The sequence below is a fragment of the Ehrlichia ruminantium genome (assembly GCF_009728835.1).
Classification (GTDB): Bacteria; Pseudomonadota; Alphaproteobacteria; order Rickettsiales; family Anaplasmataceae; genus Ehrlichia; species Ehrlichia ruminantium_B.
The window spans coordinates 399,249-422,068 of the sequence record NZ_CP033455.1 but is presented as its reverse complement, the minus strand read 5'-3'; the positions used below and the strand labels follow the sequence as shown (position 1 = coordinate 422,068).

Sequence of the window (22,820 nt, the reverse complement as noted above, 5' to 3'; positions counted from 1 at the left end):
ATTTATCTAATAAAATAGGGGTGATAATAATAGATTTTACGATTTGCTATAACATTAATAAACGTCATATATACTACTCATAGCAATAATCTATAAGGAAATTACCCTTAGATTCTTGTTTAAAAGCACATAATAAACTAGTAAGTTTAAAATGAATTATTCCTATACTTTATATTTAATCGTTTCGATAATATTTCTCTGATAGACTTACTTTATTAGATTTATATCAAGTAAATTTGATAACTTATACATACTAATAATTATAAATAAATAATAATGTTATACTAAAAAAATATATATTAACACACGATTATTCAATTACACTACAATAATAAAGTTATAAGAATACGAAAATTTTCGTTGACCAGGTCAATTTTTTAATATAAGATTACTCTGGTTATGCAATCCTTGTTAAGGAATAGTTAATATCTTACTGTATCATCTCCTTAATAAGGTCAACCATGTCAAGTGCTTTTTCTATAAGGAGGTAACATGCATGGCAAGAATAAGATTAAACAGAGCACAGGAATCACTTCTTAGGCGTATCAGATCATTAATTTCAGACCACACACCTAGGTCTATCCAATTTTTTAGAAACCCCTTACGCTATATTATTAATCAATTTAACACAAGGTTACTTAATCGGCAAAATACTGTATATGAGTCATCTCTTCTTGTAACTGAAGAAATACGTGACTATTTTATTGACAATCATCTTTCACTTGAAGACTTAGTTATAGTATCCAACATAATTGAAAATGAGATTATTAAGTCTATAGAACTATCTTTATTCCATAAAATGTACTTGGACTTGAACAGATTCCTTTTGTATCAACTCCAAAATGATCCTACAAGAGCTCAAGAATCTGTATTTCGTCCTGAAGATAATACATCTCCATTAACACCATATCCAGGAAGGTTTGACCCAAGGAATCTTGATCACTATCTACAATTCGTAGCAGGTTATATAAACCCTAGCAATGAAGGAGTATTATACACTGAAGCACAAAGCATTTCTAGCAGAGTAAGTCTTATTACCCCACAAACTGCACTACTCAGAGCTTTAGCACGTGCAGTACTTGTTAGAAGTAATGATAATAGCCTTCCATTATCTAATGCACAAGAAGAAATTTCTACAGAATTTATAACTGCTATCTCCTTATCTTTGACTGCTGCTACACCAGGGTATAGATATTCTGTCTTGTCAGATTTGAGGCAAGAATTTGCCACCCAACATCCACACATGAACAGAATAATTAATGCATCCTCCGCTGTTAGTGCTTGCAGTCTTAGTCTTTCATTCGCATACATAATAGGTATTGGGGCAGTTTGGATAGTACGTGAGTACTCAGAACATGCCGTTAACAGAGCACGAAATGATATATTAAACATACTTAATCTAACAGATAATAACTCAACAGTAATTGTTAGAAATCGTACTCTCTATGAACTGTACATTAATAATACTAATAATTTTACTGATGTTTACAATAATAGTACTAATAGCACTTCAAATAATGCTACTATTATTCCTGCTCCTGGACATTCATCTGAGTATTTTCCAGAAAACTGGGGAATATTTAATGGTATACCTGGAATATGGACAACTATACTTTCTAGCACTCAATTACTTTGTGCATTACCAGCGTACTTCTGTTCAGCAGCTAGATCACAATTTATAAACTATAGGTTGCAAAATAGAATACAGCAAAGCTCATTAACTGTTATTCAACATTATCATCTTTTAGGCGCAGTCGTATTCCGGTGGATTGGTAACGTTGTTATGCAGCCTGCAGACATGCTAACTAACCCTACAAAAGATACTATTCTTAAGCACAGTATTTTTAGGTTCTTTTTACCAGCTTCATTTCTTGAGGAACCACTTAAGTGTGTATCATTGATGAATACTCTTGCAAGCAACACTCATCGTAGGCAAGAAAGAGCAGTAGTATCCCTACCTATTGTATATGCTACCACCTTCTCAACATTAGGGTTAGAATATCTTAATCTGTATATTAATAGTACTCCATTTACTGTCTGCATAAAAGCGCTCAGGCCATTTTCATTATTAATGGCATTATTTTGGAATCGCAGACATATAGCATACTCATCCAGGTTAACAAGGTACTGTGTAGCTTCTATTTCTCGTCTTGCGTCTTCACTGTTAGTATTACCATTATTTGACCTTGTTGGTGATCAATTACGTTACTTAAGTATCACAGGTGCAATAGATGTGTTGTTCAGTGTACAATCTGACATAGTTGCCAGTAATATGGCAAATGAAGCCAGTGAGATACAGATGCATATGGCTGTAATTCAACACTTAATAGATAGAAATGTACAACCTGGAAGTCCATTGCCTCTCATGTTATTAGCTGAAAGAGCACGTATTAGACAACAGCGCAGTCTTACCATATCACAAATGATACAATATCTTGAAGAAGAAATACAGAATATGGAACAGTGCTATGCATCTCCAAGAATAACAGAAGTTACAGACGCAGAAGCAGAACAGATACTACATGAACAACAAAGACAGTCACAACAGAGTAGGTCTGACTTAAATGCTCCATCACAACAACAAGAACCAGAAGGTGAACAAAGTACAAGCAGTAGTTGTTGTGTACCAGTACAACAATGTCTTGCAACAATGCGTACAAGAAGATCTGCTTCACATAGATCACATAGACATACTAGACGTCGAAGCAGTATAGACAGAATAATTCCTAGGTCTTATGATAGTGATAATGTAGAGTTATCAGAAGTACGTGTTTGTGGTGAATCCAGCATATTATTACAACCATCACGTCGTAGCATAGGTATAGGGAATCAAGATGACACCAGTGGAACACATGAAGACCGACCACCAGAAGAAGGCTCAGGTCCTTTATCTTCTGCAGTGGTACATCCCACAGTGCAAAGTACTACAGCTAGGCGTCGTAGTAGTGTAAGTTTAGTTGGTATAGACATAAGTACTACCGTCACACTACCACAAGACCAACAACCAAGGAGGCATACGTAATAAGCACATCTAAGCTATATATGCAAAAATTTATGTTGCTATTATTTTTTCTGCGTTAAAAACTTACATATATGCGGAAGAAATAGAATTTTGCTTCACTAATAGTAATAATTTTGTTGTTATTATGGTTCATTTAGCCTTAAATTTTAGTATTGTCATTGTTTGACTTTGTTTATAACTGATTACTTAAGCGTAATCAGATAGGCTAGATGTTCCAGTGTATAAGCTTACATAGTGTGCAGTAGTATAGCAGCTGAAGTCAGCAAAATACATGTGCATATGACCATAATCCTAACAGGTAGAGATTATAGATCTCCTTCTTTATTCTCCTATTCCCCTTTTTTTCTATGTGTTAGTAGTTGAAGGATGTGTGTAAAACTCATACACACTTACCAATAACACATAAGGAAGGTAAGTACCACACTATTATTTGATAAAGAATAATTAAAACATATTATTAAACATCATAGTTAAAAACTATCAATCTTATAATTCAAGTAATACAACATTCTAATACTTACTTATTGTACTTAATAGTAATATATGGTATAAGATGATATATAGCATTATCCTAACTGAGTAATATCATTAATACTTCTAGGAATTTGTGTATTACTTTGTCACTGACTACTGCAATACATTAACAATATGCATGTTTAAGAGAATACAAAAACTTTAATGTGTGCTACATCTTACTATAAAACTAATACACAATAAAATAAGAAATAATGTACTAAATTTATAACACGTTAACACGTAACATTGATCATGAGAAACAATCTCACCATATTTTCTTAAGCTTCACTACACTAACAAGTTACATAGAAAGAATTTTATTAATAAACCAAGACTTAAACATAATATTTTTATATCATAACATACTTAAATAGTACTAACTACTCTATATGTATGCACTATACATATGGGTTATCATTATATATTATTAAACTTAATACACAATAACACTCCTGCTAGTAGGAAATACCACAACTCACTATATGGGTCTTTTTCATTCTATCCTCATATTTTACAAATGTATTAATAAATTTATTATTTCTAAAACATACCCTACATAATGAAAGTTGTGCTCCTACTTATTATTACTGAAAAATTAATCACATAACTGATGAACTTTAAATGAATATAGAATTTTAGAGTTTAGCCATAGTAGCATTTATCTACCAAACATGGAGTATTACCTGAAGCACATCCAACGATAACATCTATTCTTACTGAACTCACCATAGGTTCATCAAGTAAAGTCTCAATTTTATGAATTAGCACATTTAATTCTCTTTCGTTCTCTAACAATATTTTACAACTTTTACACAAATTACATTTTTTACTTCTACGTGTTTTTAAACTATCTACTATATCTACCATAATATTATGCAGATGGGTTTCACAACTTCTTAAATCCATAAGAATATTATTAGCACATTTAACAAGCACATGAGATTGACGTATAAACTTCTTATTATAACTATCACATACATCTTCTAAAAATTTAAACCGATCTTCGTAATGTTTACATTCCTCTGCAATAGCATTTCTTTGTGTATTTAATTTGGCAACAAAAGAAGGTCCCATTAATTTTGACAATTCTTTAAAATCACGACATATATCATTAAAATCTGATAACATGATCTTGATCTTATCACGCACATTTCTTACTATTAAAATTTTTAACTTCACAGACTCCAATGATACATACACATCCAATTTCAACTTACCAAATACTAATTTTCTAAATAAATACAGCAACTTTGCACAAATACGTAAAGACATCACAAAAAGTAATGCAAATATTCCTGTACACAATAGCTCATCCTCTAGCTCTCCTCTTACTACAAAATCCTTAAAAGACAAATTATGTTTCTTTAACACAATTGTATGTGCAACATACCCAATAAGAACGCACATGCATGAGGAAATTACTGCTCCAATAAATAAATCAAGTAATGGAATAAGCGTATTAATTTTTATCGTATTATTAAATACTGTCTGCCAAAATTTAGCAGCACAATTAAAAAACAGAAAGAAAAATAGAACATTAGAAATAAAAACATTAATAGTAACTGCTATAATACTTATCACTTTACTTTTAGTACTACGATTAGCATAAACATATGTAATGTAGTTACTAGCGACATAAAATTTATTATGTTTATTACGCAAGATAATATTAATTAAAGTAATTACTGAAGGAATTAAGACTAACATCTTATATAATAAAAATTTATCCCTAATGTCATCATCAACAATAGCCATAATACCCTCCATATTACCTGACTATTCAACTACATAATCAAATATTAACATATTTTCATATCATATTACTAATATATTGATTATTTTCTTAATACTTTAGATTTATCAATTAAAATTAGTAAATCTTTTATATAAAAAAATATACAGTTACTTATTTCTCAATATAACATCTTATGAGTTATAAGATACCTAAATTACTGTTATCCAATAAATAAAAGACCTCTCAACATATACTGCATTTAAACAGAATCGATGGGACTTCTTTCTTCTACTGCTACACTTTTTACTTTTACTGAGCTACACAGACCATCTTTATCGTGTAATCTAGCTACTTCTTCATACCCTTCAGCATCAGCTATATTTCTAATACTCTCCAACACACGGGCAACCAAATAACTACCAGGTTGATGATACATTATGTACAATCCATCACAATATAATAAGAAAGCACTATGTAACATACTAGATCTAAAGTCGTCAAGTTTTCTACACAGTTCTTTACCTATATACAACTGAGAATTTGTTTTATATGTATCAATTAAAGAACAAATCATTTGCCGCTTACAATGTAAGTCTTGTACAATATCTTTTATATTATCTTTCATTTTATCAAGATATTGTTGAACATGCATATTCATTTCATGCTTTTCATAATATAATACCATAAATGAATAAACATTAAGATATAACTTAATGCTCAAATCTTTTAAATGTGACATTTGTACCCACGCCCTTTCCATGTACACCGAATTATCTACTTCATCCATACTAAAAGAACTTAAGAATTTATCAATTCTAACAAATACAGTAAATAAAAATGTGAACACACCAGTACATAACAGCTGATCTTCCATTTTCTCTGTAGCAAGAAAATTAGAAATAGGCTTACCCTGTGATTTTAAAACAATAGCATGGATTATACATCCTAGAATAACAGACATGCAAGATAACAACATTGGAAAAAGCAACATATGCACAGCAATACTGCTCCCGACATTACTATAAGTAAAAGTTCTCCAAAATTTAGGAATACACAGGCACACCATCATAAAAAATAGAGTATTACAAACAAAAATGTGCATACTCACTCTTATTCCACTAATAATTTGATCCTTAAAATTACGTTCTCGAGAAACATAATTTATATAATTTATAGGGAAGGAATAATTTTTATGAGTTGCTATAAATAAGTGCTCATTTAATATACTATCGCGTACTTTTTTAGCCTCAGGAAACAATAAACTTAGTGCTTTATATGATATCAATTTTCTTCTGACATACTCATCAACAATAGGCATAAGAGATATTATTATCTACTAAATTAACAACACTAATATTAACATAATAAGGTTTATTTATCAATACTTTTAATTAATAAATTAATAAATATAAGCCATATTTTTATAGATTGATTATTATTTCTTACAACTTTAAGAAAATTATCAGAGTATATTTTTATAATAGACAACATAATAATATGCTTTATTATACAATAAGCATTTTGTACATTAAATCATCTTAATTTAATTGAGCACACCTTAATAAATAGTATGTTTTACTATATATCATATTCTTAATTATACATGATAACTCTTCTGTAAAGAAGTCAAGCAATAGTTCAGAAAAATACTCTATAACCTAACAACAACTAAGTAATTAAAGTTTTGAACAATGCTGGTGACTATTCACGTATCAAACGTAACATGAAGATTATATTAGTTCTATATACTCAACAAATCACCCTAATTGAACATGAGGCAACTAGAAAAACAACAATCTATCAAAATTCATAGTTTCACATCAAAACATACATTACTCTAAATTATCACAACTGTTAATATATCTATATATTTTAAATTACATTTATAACATACTAAACTATATAAAATTGGAATACTTATTGCAGCTTTAATACTATTGAATATATAACACTGACATTTTTACTAAACATCACATACATTTTTAACAGTATAAATTAATAACTTACTCTTATAAGAATTTATCAATATCTATAATCACACACCTTATAAGAAGATAAGTTACACTTTATATACATAATATACATTTTACAATACAACTTTACCTAATATTTTTTATGGTTATATTAGAATCAATACTATATTATAATTCTAAGATAAAACCTTCTTATTAATAGTACGTGCTACAATATTTAAGATTACTACATATAATAAATCATCTTATTTCATACATTGTAGGTGAAGAAAGATTATTTCTACAAAATAATCTTTCTTCACATTCAACAATATAGCAAAAAGTACATTACATCTATATATTACTACATCCTTATATATATACTATATTAACAACGATTGACTGACAATGACTCCTGAAAATTTGTAGCACCAGTCACTACGTTATACAAATCATTACTAACAGCAACATCAGTAGCAGTACCAGCAGGAGCATCAGTAGCAGCGTCAGCACAAGAATCAGAATCAGCAGTTGAAACATCTGTCTTCATCTCTCGCCTAGGCAGTGTAATAAACTTATCATCATCATCATCATCATCCGTGGAGTATTGTGTTGTATATAGTCTCATTATCTGCCGCTGAATCTCTTCTCTTTCCTCAGGGGTCACATCTCTTGCACTATTATTTGATACCTTACTTGCAGTTACAAAATCCAATAATTTTTTGTTAACATGTAATACCAACAGACCAAAAAATGTACTCACCCCAGTACATAGTAGCTCATTTTCATCATTCACTGTAGACACAAATCTTGCCAAGCCTTTATGTTGAGAATCACGCTTAACAACATAATGTATCACATATCCAAAAAATAAACACAAACCTGACATAACAACTGAAGAAATCAAACAATTAAGCAGTCTATTTGATGTTAGGTTAATTCCTATCTTATCAAATATCCCTTCATAAGACCTAGACAAGGTATCAAATAATAGAAAGAAAAACAACGTGTTGAACATTAAAACATGAAGGGTAACAGCAAAAAATGCAATAATCTGCTCTTTTAGGTCACGTTCAATATCATCCTGATTTATAGTACTAGAAACAGAAGATACTGTTTTATCTTTCGGTTTACGAAAAAAACGAGATATGATTGAAGGAAGATAAGTAAATTTTTTATATATAATAAACTGATCTTTAACATAGTCATTACGTAACAACATAGCTATACCCATTATAATAGTTTTATGGTAAAATTAATATTTAGAAATTTAACTAATATAAGTTAATATAAATACTATTTAATTTAATTTATTTTATTAATTTTTATTAGAAAAATAAAGAAAAATTACTTATTATGGTTAATAAATATAACATTTCATTAAACTTATATTAGTATTTTACCTATATTAGAAAAAATATTATTATTTAATAACATCATAGGTATTAAAAAAACATGACCATTTCTTATGGTACAACTGCTGGTATAAATATCAAAACTATGTAATAAACAATTAACAAAACCAGTATAAGTATAGTTAATATAATACACTTAACATAAATATTAATAAGACTATACACATGAAGAATAAAGAGAAATGGAGCGGGAAAAGGGGTTCGAACCCTCGACCTCTACCTTGGCAAGGTAGCGCTCTACCAACTGAGCCATTCCCGCATACTTTAGGTTTGTACCTGAGGGTAGATTGTAAAACAATAACCATCTTAGTGCAAGAAAATTATCGCTCATTCTTTAAGATCTAAATTATAAAAAATAAATCTATTGCAAAGTATGCAAAAATTATAAACACTCTTAGTACTTGCAGGCTCAACGTTATTATTAAGTAAGAAAAAAGGTTACCAGATTATGCATCAATTTAGTCAACAATTACAGTGATGCTGTACATGTAGCATGCTATATATTTTTTACACAAGCAATAACATTTAACATCTGCAAAATAACTTTTACACACTGGAGACACGAAATGATCAAACGCTATAGTAGACCTGAAATGTCAGCAATCTGGGAAGAAAATAACAAATTTAAAATATGGATGGATATAGAATATTATGCATGTGAAGCACAAGTAAAATTAGGTATTATTCCAAGCTACATATTAGACAATTTAAAAAATAAAATTGAAAATTTTGACATAGAACGAATTAATGAAATTGAATCGACAGTAAAACATGATGTAATAGCATTTTTAACATATATAGCAGAATCTACTAATTCAGACATCAGATATTTACACTATGGCATGACAAGTTCCGATGTACTAGATACCTGTCTTTCTATTCAACTCAAACAATCTTGTGACATATTATTACATAATATAGAAGTAATATTAAACATCCTAAAGAAAAAATCTATAGAAACAAAATACATGCCATGCATTGGGAGAAGTCATGGTATACATGCAGAACCTATAACATTTGGATTAAAACTTGCAAGATTTTATGCAGAATTTAAACGTAATTATAATAGATTAAAAATTGCAAAAGATGAAATATCAGTTTGCAAAATCTCAGGAGCTATGGGCAACTTCGCTAATATCGATCCATTTGTTGAAGAATATGTAGCAAATTCCTTAAACTTAAAATCCGAATCTATATCCTCACAAGTAATACCAAGAGATCGACATGCAATGTTTTTTTCAACCTTAGGAGTTATTGCATCTTCAATAGAAAACCTTGCAATAGAAATTCGCCATCTACAAAAAACTGAACTTATGGAAGCTATGGAATACTTTTCATTAGGACAAAAAGGTAGTTCAGCAATGCCTCATAAAAAAAATCCTATACTAAGTGAAAATTTGACAGGTCTCGCTAGAATGATACGCAGCTATGTAATTCCCGCATTAGAAAATGTTGCCTTATGGCATGAAAGAGATATATCCCATTCCTCTGTTGAAAGATACATTGCACCAGATGCGTGTATCACGATGGATTTTGCATTAGCTAGGCTAGCAAACTTACTTGATAACATGATTCTATATCCAAATAATATGCAAAAAAATTTAGACCTATTAAAAGGTCTAGTATTTTCTCAAAGAGTACTACTTGAATTAGTGAAACACGGATTCACAAGAGAAAAAGCATATGAAATTATTCAAACTAGAGCAATGCAAGTATGGAATAATAACAGTAATTTTTTAGAAGAATTAAAAAACGATCTCCAAGTAACAAAGTATATCGATAATAAAGAATTAGAATCATTATTCAATTTTAATTATTATACTCAACATATAGATAAAATATTTAACAAAGTGTTCAACGAATAAATTTTTTGAATTTCTACATATCATATAATAATATTTATATATATATGACATAGTAAAACTACTTTTTATACAATCTAATTTAATGTATTTTCATATTAAAATAACTAAAAAAAGTGATAAGTTTTTTAACTAAGCATCGGTAAATATCAGTTATTTATTAATAAACTTATTAAATAATAGTAAGAAGGATTAACTAAAATTATAAAAAATATAATTTATATTAAAATTATTAAATAATTACTATTGACTGTTTACTATTTTTTAATTACAATACTAGTATTATTAACTGATTATGTTAATAAATATGGCCTTGTCTTACTATCAATGCATAACCATTAGGTAACACACACTTTATCTTACAGGTAAGACAAGGCCTCCATTAATACAAAATGTCAAACATTTCAAACGAATTGTTAATTAATTATACACATTTTATAAAAAGTAACAATTAGTTTCTACACACACAAGAATCATATATCTCGTTTTAACAAGAAAAATAAGCACAAACCTATTGATTATAATGTTTTATTATCTAGTGAACTTTACTTAGTACACTATTCATCCTTTCAGCAAAATCACTTACATCCTGTAACTCTTCCCCTTCAAGAATACATGCCTGACCCAACAACAGATGTAACATGTTACATAATACGTTATTCTCTCCATTTGCAGCATATTCATCTATCATCTTACTCACAATAGGATGTTTTACATTCACTTCCAAAATTTTTGTACTTTTATAGTTTAGCTGCTTCTGTTCTCTTAAGAATCTTTCCATTCTAATATCCATAGAACCATCTGCAACAGCCAAACATACAGGACTATCTGTTAATTTTTTTGAAACACGAACATTACTTACTAGATTATTAAGAACCTGAGCTGCATAGCTAATAAACTTATCTACTTTTTCCTTAGATTCAGTATCTTCACTCTTATTCCCTTTAGGTCCATCATCTTCTTCAACATCTGCAAACTTTTCCAAATCTTCATCTGCACGTACTACAGACCTTAAAGGTACCTTTTGATAATCAGTTACAACATTTGTCCAAAAATCATCAACAGGATCAACCAAAAGTAAAACTTCTATACCACGACTTACAAATCCTTCCAACTGTGGACTTTTCCTTATAGAATCTAAATCATTACCAGTCAAATAATAGATATTATTCTGCTCTGGTTTCATGCGTTCGATATAATCCTCTAAACTAACTAATGAGTCATTACTATACGTACTATAAAACCGGCATACAGATATCAATTCTTCACGAAATTCTGTATTCATTGACTCACACAATCCTTCTTTTAAAACTGAACCAAAGTTATCCCAAAATTTTGCATAATTTTCTATATCATTCTCAGCTTTCTTTTTTAACTCAGCCAATACTCTCTTAACTATTGAACGCTTTATTTTCTCAATAACCTTATTATTTTGTAGAGTTTCACGACTAATATTTAAAGGCAAATCTGAAGAATCTATAATACCCTTTAAAAACCTTAAATACTGTGGTATAATCTGTACATTATCTTCAGTAATAAATACTTTATTTACATATAATTTCACTGAGCACTTTCTATCAGGATGAAATAAATCAAATGGCTTAATAGAAGGTATATATAATAAATTAGTATATTCTATTACACCTTCATTCTTATTGTGCAATATCATCCAAGGTTCACCACCTACATGTGCTACTGTACGAAAGAAGTTCTGGTGTTCCTCAGCAGATATAGCATCTTTTGACTTTGTCCATATAGCAGCCTCACTGTTTAGCTTCTCTTCTTCCCCTTTATCATTAAGAAAATAAACTGGATAATTAATATGATAAGAATACGTAGTTACAATATGTTCAATACGAAACTTATCAACAAACTCACACTCCTCAGGTTTTAACGCTAAAGTAATTCTAGTACCACGAGACACCTGATCACCTTCTAATTGAGAAATGACAAACTCCCCATCACCAGAAGACTTCCATTGATAAGCTACCAATTCACCAGCCTTACGCGATTCAACTATCACCTCACTCGCAACCATAAACGCTGAATAAAAACCTACCCCAAACTTCCCTATCAATTCAACAACACCTTGCTGAGAAGAAGCACAATTATTCATTGCATCCAAGAATTTTTGAGTACCAGAATGTGCTATGGTCCCTAAATTATTAATAAGGTCTTCTCTATTCATTCCGATACCATTATCGGAAATACACAATCTATTTTTATCCCTATCTACACTTATAACGATCTTTAATTCAGAATCCCCACCCATCAAATCTTGATTAGACAAAGATTCATAACGTAGCTTATCACATGCATCTGAAGCATTAGATATCAGTTCCCTCAGAAAAATATCCTTATTAGTATAAAGAGAGTGGATAACAAGTTTTAATACCTTACCGACTTCAGCATCAAACTTCAAAGTTTCAGAATTTACAGTACTTTGCATTTCAACCCTCTTAAACTATTATTAGTAAAGATAAGTAATAACTACATTAATAATTTTCAAGACCTTTTCCCATATTAATTATCATAAATTTGCAACAAATCTATAGCATTCTTATATACCATAGCATCAGAATCCGGAGTACTGATTATTTCTTTTATTATACTAACAGCATTATCTAAATTATTATCCTTAATCATTGATATTGCTGCTATTTCCTTATTGGAAGATTTATACACATTAGATTTTTGAGATAACAATTTCTGGATTCTATCCTTTAATAAATCGGTATTATTAGTCTTAAGCAATGTTATAATTTCCAAATAACGTGCAAGCTCTCTTAATTCAGGAATCAATTTTTCATTATCAGCCAATTCAGCATATATTACCTGTGCTTCCTCTATTTTATCTTCAGTATAAATACTAGCTAACTTAAACTTAGCAAAATATTGATAATTAGACTTGTCATTCTTAATAACATCACTTAAAACCTTGATCATTTCATCCTTGTTAACATCATTCATTAATATGTTATACATTATGTCACCTACACTCTGCGACACCTTTTGATTTTGAAAATTTACCCAAGAAAATATTCCTGCAGATGTGACTAACAACACAAGCATGAATAACCCTATCCATTTTAACTTTACGATAGTCCCAACTATGTTTAATTTCATAAAACATCCAAACAATTCCCTAGATAACAGTACTGTAAAAAAATAAATTTATATAGTCAATCATTTTAGGCACATGTCCCCACAAATAGACCATTAATAGTAAATATATTAATTAACTAATTAATAACATTTAATCATAAATCATGACTACACTTAGATATTAATATGAATAGGTATAACTTATGATAAACTCAGCATTTTTTTATTTCTAATAGTAATTTCTTATTTGGTATTAACCCAATTCCACATATATCTGCAAGCATTAAATACATTACAATAAAAAAATATTACCTATCAAATATCACTGCATATTGATGCCAAATCTCAATTTTAAAATCGCTAGAATATACTTTTAGCTGATAATAACATACAATAATTAACTACAAGCAAAGCATTAAAGACATAAACTTTTTACAGTACTACCTTTGTTGCAAAATTGCCTCATTATCAGATTCATTGTAGTAAATATTAAAAATCATAGCCTTCCCTAGTTTACATTCATGTTATATGCATCCTACACGTAACCACAATAAGTCCTGTATAGTATTACATTCTACAGTACTTAAGCGATCAATAAGATATTAATCATTATTAAATATTCCTCTAACACTTATATAAACCACATATATCACAATCAGTTCCTACTTTTCTATAGTTTAAAAAAACTATATAGAACGTTAACACAAAATCATATAAACCATTATAATTCAACGTCACCAACAACTTACTTTTATAATTACTAAATCCATAGACTAGAACTAGCTTATAGAGTTTTTATACACATACATTACTAAATAATATTAACAAATAAATTGTAAAACTATATTGAAATTTTATGTCTAAAATTTAACATAACACGTTTAACTATACAACTAACACCTTGTGTTCACACATAATTATTCTTAAAACATTAAACAGTAGCTAACAACTATTTAAAATAATGTAGTTTATTATTGATTATTACATGCAACAAATCCTTTTAACAACCTAGTAAAACTACATTTGCTAGTTTTATATTATTATTCAACTAAACAATAGTCATACATTATCATTAGAGTAGCAATATATATTATATCACAGTAAGTATTAAGGAATTAACTTTTATTAGATAATATAAACCTTACATATACAAAAATAGCACATATTTATTTTTTACTCACTATATAACATATTCACAGTAACACAATAAATGTATATTATTCAATAAGGCATCTTAAATAACTTTTTATAAATATTTTTCATTATTTCTGTTACATAAGAACTAGATCAATGTCATAGTTCAAGAACAGATTATTTTTGTGGTATTATACACCTTAAAAAAAAAAAAAAAAGACTTGCACATGCTATGTCTATATCGATTTTATACATCTTTTAATATTCTTTTCTAATACCATAATACAATAACACCTACACAATAATAAATACCGTTAAAAAAATTTCTAGATACTTTTACTTTCATATTCACACAAATCTTGTACTATACATTTACCACATAGCGGTTTTCTCGATTTACATATATATCTACCATGCAATACCAACCAGTGATGTGCATACAATAACCATTGTTCTGGTATTACATTAACTAATGCACTTTCTGTTTTTAACACATTATTCTCTTTTACAAGACCTACTCTATTACTAACCCTAAATACATGAGTATCAACGGCAATAGTCGGTAAATTTAACCATGTATTTAAAAACACATTAGCACTTTTTCTACCTACACCCGGTAATGCAACAAGTGCTTCAAACTCTAAAGGTACCATACCATTGTATTGGTTTATAATAATATTACTGAGCGCAATTATATTTTTAGATTTTGCATTATATAATCCTATTGTATTAATATATTTTTTTAACCCTTCCTCTCCGAGATTCAACATTTTCTGTGGAGTATCAGCAATTTTAAATAATTTACTTGTAATCTTATTAACACTAACATCAGTAGTACGTGCAGATAAAACTATTGCCACTAACAATGTAAACTCATTAGAATACTTAAGCTCTATTTTAGGATAATGATTATGTTCTTGAAACTTACTAAATAACAAATTTATTTTGTTCTCATCCATCGCTCAAAATTATCAGAATTTATACATCATCAATGCCAGACTCATCTTTATGGTCAATTACTTTTGCTACCGATACAACCTTTTCTTGCTTATCAGTTTTAAATAAAGTTACACCTTGAGTACTTCTACCAACAATTCTAATATCGTTAACTGCAATACGTATTAGCTTCCCTTTATTTGTAATTAACATTATATGATCATTAGATTCAACTGAGAAACTACTTATAACATTACCATTTCTTCTAGTTGTTAAAATATTGACAACACCTACTCCACCTCTTAATGTAGTACGGTATTCATATGCAGAAGTTCTTTTGCCAAAACCATTTTCAGTAACTGTTAAAATAAATTCTTCATTCTGTACCATAGACATAAACATATCTTGACTAAGCCCGAGATCAACTAACATATTAGCTACACTCTGATTTATAACTCCATCCTCTTTTACAAGAAGACGTTTTTCTAAAGGAACTTTTAAATATAGATCTTTTGTCTCAGAGCTTACCTCCATAGCAATCAATACCGACATAGATATTACTTGATCTTCTTTTGAAGATAATCTAATTGCTCGTACCCCATCAGAAATTCTACCCTTAAACTGACGGATATTACTAACAGAAAATCGAATGCTTTTTCCTAACTTTGTGGATATGAGAACATGATTCTCTGCTGTACATACTTTAACAGATATCAAGGTATCACCTTCATCTAGTACCATAGCTATTTTTCCATTACTCGGCACATATTGAAAATCTGATAATGCATTACGTCTTAAATTGCCTGATGCAGTTGCAAATAAAATATTCAGTTGTTCTGTATCTTCCTGGTTCTCAGGTAATGGCATGACACTAGTGATTACTTCATTTTCACTGAGAGGGAAAATATTAACTAAAGACCTACCACGAGATGTAGGATCACCCAATGGAAGTTTATATACCTTCAACTTATATACTCTACCAATATTAGAAAAGAAAAGTACACTAGTATGAGTATTCACAACAAAAAGATTAGTTATTACATCTTCCTCCCTGATAGCCTGTCCAATCCTTCCTTTACCACCTCTTCTTTGAGCACGGTAATTAGAAAGTTTAACCCGCTTAATATAACCACTCATAGTTACAGTAACAACCATATCTTCTTTTGGTATAAGATCTTCAACGTCAGTTTCAAAATGTGAATAATCTATAGTAGTTTTTCTAGGGACAGCTAATTTTGTTTTTATCTCTTCTAGCCCATTTTTTACTAGTTTAAGCAAAGATTCTTTATTACCAAGAAGTTCAGTATACTGTTTTATCATGGATACCATAGACTTCAAATCAAGTTCTAACTTTTCTTTTTCCAGACTTGTCAGACGTTGCAATTTCATCTCTAATATAGATTTGACTTGAACACCTGTAAGCTGACAAACATCATTCACCACTATACTTTTACTATCTGCAACAAGTTCTATCATCTCTTTAACAGATGTTAAAGCACTCCATTTACACTCCAACAACCTCTTAGTAGCTTCTGCCGTGTCACGAGATGACCTAATAATAGATATAACTTGATCAATATTTAATACAGCAATGTACATGCCTATATATAAGTGAGCCTTCTCACGAACCTTTCTTAATCTAAATTGTGTACGGCGTGTTAGAACTTCTTTTCTATACTCAATAAACGTTGATATGATATCAAGTAATGACATCACTTTTGGTTTGTTATTATCCAATACAAGAGTATTAATACTAAAACTTGTCCTTAAAGGAGTTAGCCCTAAAATTTGATTCAATACTACCTGATGAGATACTTGTTTTTTTAACTCTATAGCGACACGTATCCCCATTTTGTTAGATTCATCACGTAAATCCAATATACCTTCTATTCTTTTCTCTTTTACTAATTCATGAATACGTTCAATAAGTTTCGCTTTATTAACCTGGTAAGGGATCTCATCAATAATTATTGCTTGTTTTCCAGATGGTAAATCTTCTATATGTGTTTTTCCTTGAACAATTATAGTACCTTTTCCAGTCATAAATGCAGAACGTATACCAGCATCACCTAATATAGTGCCTCCTGTAGGGAAATCAGGACCATGTACAATTTGAATTAGTTCATCAAAAGTAATATCAGGATTCTCAATATATGCTATACAGGCATCTACTACCTCACCTAAATTATGGGAAGGGATATTAGTTGACATACCAACTGCAACTCCACCTGCTCCATTAACTAATATATTGGGAAACTCCGCTGGTAGAACTACTGGCTCAGATTCATTACCATCATAATTAGGACGAAAATCAACAGTATCTTCATCTATATCATTTAATAAAAAGTGTGCCGCTTTTGCTAACCTTGCCTCTGTATAACGCATAGAAGCTGGTGGATCACCATCTATTGATCCAAAATTTCCTTGGCTATCAATCAATGGCAGTAATAAAGAAAAATCCTGAGCCATCCTTACTAAAGAATCATAAATAGCTGCATCAGCATGTGGATGATACTTACCCATCACATCCCCAACAACACGTGCTGCTTTCTTATAAGGCTTACTGTAATCATAACCAGATTTATACATAGAATATAAAATCCTCCTATGCACAGGCTTTAACCCATCACGTATGTCAGGTATTGCCCTACTGATTATCACACTCATTGCGTAAGATAGATATGAATCTTCTAATTCTTGTTCTATAGAAACTGGTATGACATTGTTGAGATCACTCATTTAAACTAATTAACATTAAAACATACCATACATCTTAATTACCAGATACACCTAGGTCAAGTAATTGTTTACAAAACAAATAATAGAATACAACAAAATAATATGTAACTCATTATCAACAAAACTAATATAATTGTATACCATTTAACAAACGATACATATTTACGCTAACAAAAACAAAGAATCTTTGAAATACTAATAATGATTTTTTAGTATATACCAATAGGTGTACATAACTACCTTGTACATGAATAAAAGACAAATAATTTTACCTTATTATGTTCATCACAATTTAAATGCCCATCCTAAAGTATTTTCCAAAAATTAATAAGTCTATAACAAAGCAATACATATAAAATTATAGCACAATAATCTTTTATATATTATAACCTACATATTTAATCACAAGATGAGCATCAAAACTATATAGTGCTCTCTTGCTCGGCTGAATTAATTTTCATTATGAACACAATACAAAACTATAATGTCACTCAAGACAAGACTACTAACTAAATATATATGTTTATAAATAATTACTTTTTATTACACAAGATATTAATACTATCAACTATGTTTTAATTTATTAGTACAAAACTACATGATATTTAGCAATATATAATAAGCCTGCAACGCTAGAAACAAAAAAACACCTTGCAATATCAATAACCAAATAGCACTTGGCAAAAGCTTCCTACACATAACATTAGCATATTGTATAAAAGTATATTTCTATATCATAAGATATTTTGACACCAGTCACTACATAACTGACCATCTTAAATGTTATATAAGTCTGATACAGAATGGAAAATACAGAATATAAATACTGTTATTACTAAACCGTTATTTCTTTATAATGTCGATTCTATTAGACTTATTAGATAAACAAGAGAAAAAACCTAAAATCAGCCATCTTTAGGAATATTCATATTTTTAATATTAATTTAGAAACAGATAATAGTGAAATTATCTAATATTCCAAAACTCAGATGGAAAATTACATTCACCTATTTTAATTTATTATATATCATCTTCGACTACTCAAGAATTAATAAATAATACCTACAAAATTTTACTATCTATACTAACACTAGAGATATTTTGACAAAGCACTGATATTTGACACAGTTATTGTTACTGTATCTTCAACAATAAAGCAATAACGACTAACTATAATAATCAGCCATTGTACATTATAAAGTAAGTGCTCACTGCTTTTATTTTAATTAAACCCTTGATAAAACAGAAATGCATTTACAAACATACTGACTATAACAATTGGTTATACTCTATCGAAACTGCTCACATAAACACTTACCATTTGAGAACAATATTAATAAATTTTTTCTCCTTAATTTAGTTGATTCCTAAACATTATTTTTACTACTATTTCAATATCCATTTTATAATTTTACTATCATATAAAAATCATTTTTACTGCATAAATACATCATCAAATTGCATACTTATCTACAAGTTCCATACCCAATCACATTATCTTTACTTTATATATCATACAATAATTTAGCTATATACCTAATAATGGAGAAATCAAACCCTAACCATCACTTGATAATAGCAACATACAAATGTATGATAAAAAAAGTACCAGTAGTACACTTCTTTTTTTAAAGAATCAATATTTTAACATTATATCCACCATATCAATTGATTTACAATAATCCTTAGTATTACAACCACTTATCCTATTAAAACCTACAGCTAGATATGCAAAATTATAAGTACCAATAACATTCTCACCTCTATGAAATAAAACTTCATATATTATTCTTAAATTATTAATTAAAAGTATTATAAAAAATAGATAATAAGTAAAAATCCTAAAAATATCTACTAATTTATTAATTTTTATGCTAATATTCATGGTTGTCATTATTACTTACAAAGGATAAGGAAATGCACCCATCAAATATAGCATTAGCATTCTTACTGGGATGTATAATATATGGTATACTAGTAGCTTTAATTACTGTATTAATACGGCACATTATATTTAGTAAAACAAAAAATCAAGTCACATCCAGTAAAAATATACCAGGTTTATCAGAAAATGATTTATCACAAATGTTCGACTCAGCAAATACCAAATTACACAAGCTAGACAGTCTATATTCTAAAGTGAATATACTAGTTGATAAGTCTACTATTGACGAAACAAGAATAGAATCAACATATGATGAACAAAAAATACAATCACTAGATCATTACTTGACTAAACAACATATAGAATATTTAAATAAAAGTAGAAACGATAATGACCCTGACAATCATAGCAGAGCTATATTAGGAGCATCACTTCATAGCATCTTTTTAACAGAGTTTTTAGACAAGGATAAGGTACCCAACATGCCTTTAATACATCATATGATAAACTATATTTACAGCAGCAGTTACATCAACTTACTATCTGATATAATAAATCAGGCAATACCTATTAAAGAAAAACATCCAATAAAAGAAATACATACCTCTAAACCAGCAATTACATTACAATATTATAGTAGAACACAAGAAGAATTTGCTGTTGACATAGAATTCGATCAAAAGATAATAAGAAAAGATAGGGCATATATGCCTTATTCGTTTACCGGGCATATACATTTTTCAATATCACAATTAAAAGATACACCCGAAGTTTTGCAATATTCACAAGGAGAAGTACTAATACATAGTAACAATGTATTAGACAATGTAGAATTATGGGGTCACAAGTCCATGCTAAAATTTACTATACCAAGCTTCACAGTTAATGCTCACTCTGCACAACAAACCGTTAATATACCTGTATTTGACACAATTACAAACAGTAAAGAAACAGAAGTTAGAGCAATTACATAATAGTAAATTTACTATCACAAAAGGTGACTATAATTTAAAGAAAACTTTTGTGTAAAAATTAGGAAATATCATATACTATATTATAATCAATGTCATAATTCTTATAAATATATCTACCTTAGTATTAATTAAGTAATTAATAAGAGGTAATAATTCTAACTACATCAAGTATTATTTTAAATTTATTAATAAAATATTACAAAAAATAAAAACATAAGTTTTTTACTGAGAATATATTAGTTTATTAACCTTTATATTAATATAATTATTAATATATTAACTTTAAAAAAGAAAAAGAAATGGGTAATTTGGAAATTTCAATCCTAGTAGCTACTGCGTTAGGAATGTTCATGACAGCTAGTATATTAATTGCTATCATGATTAAATGTATTTTATCAAAAAGAAGTGCATATACAATCAATAATGAAATACCTACCACAACTATTCCTAATTTATCAGAAGATAATTTATCAGAAATGTTTAATTCCGCAGATACTAAACTACAGGAAATAAACAGCCCCTATAACCATAAGGTCATCCTGAATATTGATGGAACTATAATTACTGCTCCAGTAATAAAATCAAAATATGAGGCATTAAAAAAAGATGGAGAAAATCACCCATTAGTTAAAAAACATATAGAATATTTACAAAAAAATAGAACTGATAATAGCCCTGACAACATTAACAGAGCTATATTAGGAGCATCCATTGAAAGTATTCTGTTAAAACATGATCCAGATAATACACCTGACACAGGATTAATACATCACATGATAAACCATATGTATACTAAAAGTTATATGCATTTACTATCGCATATGATAAATCAAGGAATACCTAACAAAGAAAAATACACAGTAGAAAACCTTAGCTTATCACCACAAATTACACTACATTATACAACTAATTCACCACAACAATTTTCTATCGATGCAAAGTTTTACAAAAAGTTACTCACAGCACAAAATAATACATTTCACTCTACATTTACTGGAGATATGCGTTTACTAGTATCACAATCAACAGATGATCCTAAATTATTGGATTACTCAGAAGGTAAAGTATCGTATATCCATTACAACACATTAAATGAACAAATACCAAATACTCAACGATCTAACACTGAAATGCGATATACTCCAATAACAGAACCAGAAGAAATACCATCTATACCAAGTATATCAAATATAACAGTATTAAACACTGAACAACAAGAAACTAGCAATACATCCGTTCTACCAAATTTTACTGTTTATACACACTCTGCAGAACAAATGCATGACAATATACCTAAGCTTGATACAATAACAACTGCTACTATACTATACAATAGAGACACACCTCTTCATTCAATGACATAAATATAAAACCTTACTTTTGTATTATTAAAGTGTCACTTAGTATTACAAGATACAATAGTCAATCTAATAAAAAACTGTAATAACACACTTAATAAAGTCAAATTAAAGACAGTTACGTAGAAAAACTATCTAAATATCTAGTAAAAAATATTGGAATACTACTATCTAGTTAACTATTCAC

11 protein-coding genes and 1 tRNA gene are annotated in these 22,820 nt (G+C 29.1%); 4 read left to right on the top strand and 8 right to left on the bottom strand.

The features are described from left to right. Positions 1–496 precede the first annotated feature (496 nt). Positions 497–3,022 carry a hypothetical protein gene (locus EDL80_RS01370; protein WP_158406421.1) on the top strand — a complete coding sequence of 842 codons (2,526 nt, stop codon included), beginning with the start codon at positions 497–499 and terminating at the stop codon, positions 3,020–3,022. A gap of 1,158 nt (positions 3,023–4,180) precedes the next feature. Here EDL80_RS01370 and EDL80_RS01365 read toward each other — a convergent pair. The 4 genes from EDL80_RS01365 to EDL80_RS01350 form a co-directional block, all read right to left on the bottom strand. Beyond that, positions 4,181–5,293, bottom strand: a complete 1,113-nt coding sequence (locus tag EDL80_RS01365; RefSeq protein ID WP_230957612.1) for a hypothetical protein — start codon at positions 5,291–5,293, stop codon at positions 4,181–4,183. A 239-nt stretch (positions 5,294–5,532) separates the two neighbouring features. Continuing rightward, complete coding sequence (locus EDL80_RS01360) at positions 5,533–6,591, bottom strand: hypothetical protein (RefSeq protein ID WP_158406419.1); 1,059 nt, start codon at positions 6,589–6,591, stop codon at positions 5,533–5,535. Positions 6,592–7,613: 1,022 nt separating this feature from the next. Continuing rightward, a complete protein-coding gene (locus EDL80_RS01355; protein ID WP_158406418.1) occupies positions 7,614–8,447 on the bottom strand; it encodes a hypothetical protein in 834 nt (277 codons plus the stop codon). A gap of 376 nt (positions 8,448–8,823) precedes the next feature. After that, a tRNA-Gly gene (locus tag EDL80_RS01350) sits at positions 8,824–8,899 on the bottom strand. A 307-nt stretch (positions 8,900–9,206) separates the two neighbouring features. On the opposite strand from EDL80_RS01350, the gene purB reads away from it, so the two are divergent. Then, positions 9,207–10,505 (top strand): adenylosuccinate lyase, encoded by a 1,299-nt coding sequence (gene purB, locus EDL80_RS01345; RefSeq protein WP_158406417.1) that lies wholly within the window; start codon positions 9,207–9,209, stop codon positions 10,503–10,505. Positions 10,506–11,037: 532 nt separating this feature from the next. Here purB and htpG read toward each other — a convergent pair. From htpG to gyrA, 4 genes are all read right to left on the bottom strand, one after another. Then, positions 11,038–12,951 (bottom strand): molecular chaperone HtpG, encoded by a 1,914-nt coding sequence (gene htpG, locus EDL80_RS01340; protein ID WP_158406416.1) that lies wholly within the window; start codon positions 12,949–12,951, stop codon positions 11,038–11,040. Between the two features lie 74 nt (positions 12,952–13,025). Then, the gene (locus EDL80_RS01335) at positions 13,026–13,628 is read right to left on the bottom strand and encodes a hypothetical protein (protein WP_158406415.1); all 603 of its coding nucleotides are present in this window, start codon (positions 13,626–13,628) and stop codon (positions 13,026–13,028) included. 1,439 nt (positions 13,629–15,067) lie between these two features. Beyond that, positions 15,068–15,700, bottom strand: coding sequence for an endonuclease III (gene nth / locus EDL80_RS01330; RefSeq protein WP_158406414.1), 633 nt, complete (start codon positions 15,698–15,700; stop codon positions 15,068–15,070). 19 nt (positions 15,701–15,719) lie between these two features. Further along, entirely contained in the window at positions 15,720–18,416 is a 2,697-nt protein-coding gene (gene gyrA / locus EDL80_RS01325; RefSeq protein WP_158406413.1) for a DNA topoisomerase (ATP-hydrolyzing) subunit A, read from the bottom strand. Positions 18,417–20,333: 1,917 nt separating this feature from the next. Here gyrA and EDL80_RS01320 point away from each other — a divergent pair. Together EDL80_RS01320 and EDL80_RS01315 are read left to right on the top strand one after the other, a co-directional pair. Then, positions 20,334–21,275: a hypothetical protein gene (locus EDL80_RS01320; RefSeq protein ID WP_158406412.1), complete on the top strand. Its 942-nt coding sequence runs from the start codon at positions 20,334–20,336 to the stop codon at positions 21,273–21,275. 299 nt (positions 21,276–21,574) lie between these two features. Further along, complete coding sequence (locus tag EDL80_RS01315; protein WP_158406411.1) at positions 21,575–22,639, top strand: hypothetical protein; 1,065 nt, start codon at positions 21,575–21,577, stop codon at positions 22,637–22,639. The last annotated feature ends 181 nt before the right edge of the window (positions 22,640–22,820 follow it).

Coding starts and splice junctions, on each gene's coding strand:
- EDL80_RS01320 (WP_158406412.1), top strand. CDS start 20,334: ATGCACCCATCAAATATAGCATTAGCATTCTTACTGGGATGTATAATA.
- EDL80_RS01355 (WP_158406418.1), bottom strand. CDS start 8,447: ATGTTGTTACGTAATGACTATGTTAAAGATCAGTTTATTATATATAAA.
- nth (WP_158406414.1), bottom strand. CDS start 15,700: ATGGATGAGAACAAAATAAATTTGTTATTTAGTAAGTTTCAAGAACAT.
- EDL80_RS01360 (WP_158406419.1), bottom strand. CDS start 6,591: ATGCCTATTGTTGATGAGTATGTCAGAAGAAAATTGATATCATATAAA.
- gyrA (WP_158406413.1), bottom strand. CDS start 18,416: ATGAGTGATCTCAACAATGTCATACCAGTTTCTATAGAACAAGAATTA.
- EDL80_RS01365 (WP_230957612.1), bottom strand. CDS start 5,293: ATGGCTATTGTTGATGATGACATTAGGGATAAATTTTTATTATATAAG.
- EDL80_RS01315 (WP_158406411.1), top strand. CDS start 21,575: ATGGGTAATTTGGAAATTTCAATCCTAGTAGCTACTGCGTTAGGAATG.
- EDL80_RS01335 (WP_158406415.1), bottom strand. CDS start 13,628: ATGAAATTAAACATAGTTGGGACTATCGTAAAGTTAAAATGGATAGGG.
- htpG (WP_158406416.1), bottom strand. CDS start 12,951: ATGCAAAGTACTGTAAATTCTGAAACTTTGAAGTTTGATGCTGAAGTC.
- EDL80_RS01370 (WP_158406421.1), top strand. CDS start 497: ATGGCAAGAATAAGATTAAACAGAGCACAGGAATCACTTCTTAGGCGT.
- purB (WP_158406417.1), top strand. CDS start 9,207: ATGATCAAACGCTATAGTAGACCTGAAATGTCAGCAATCTGGGAAGAA.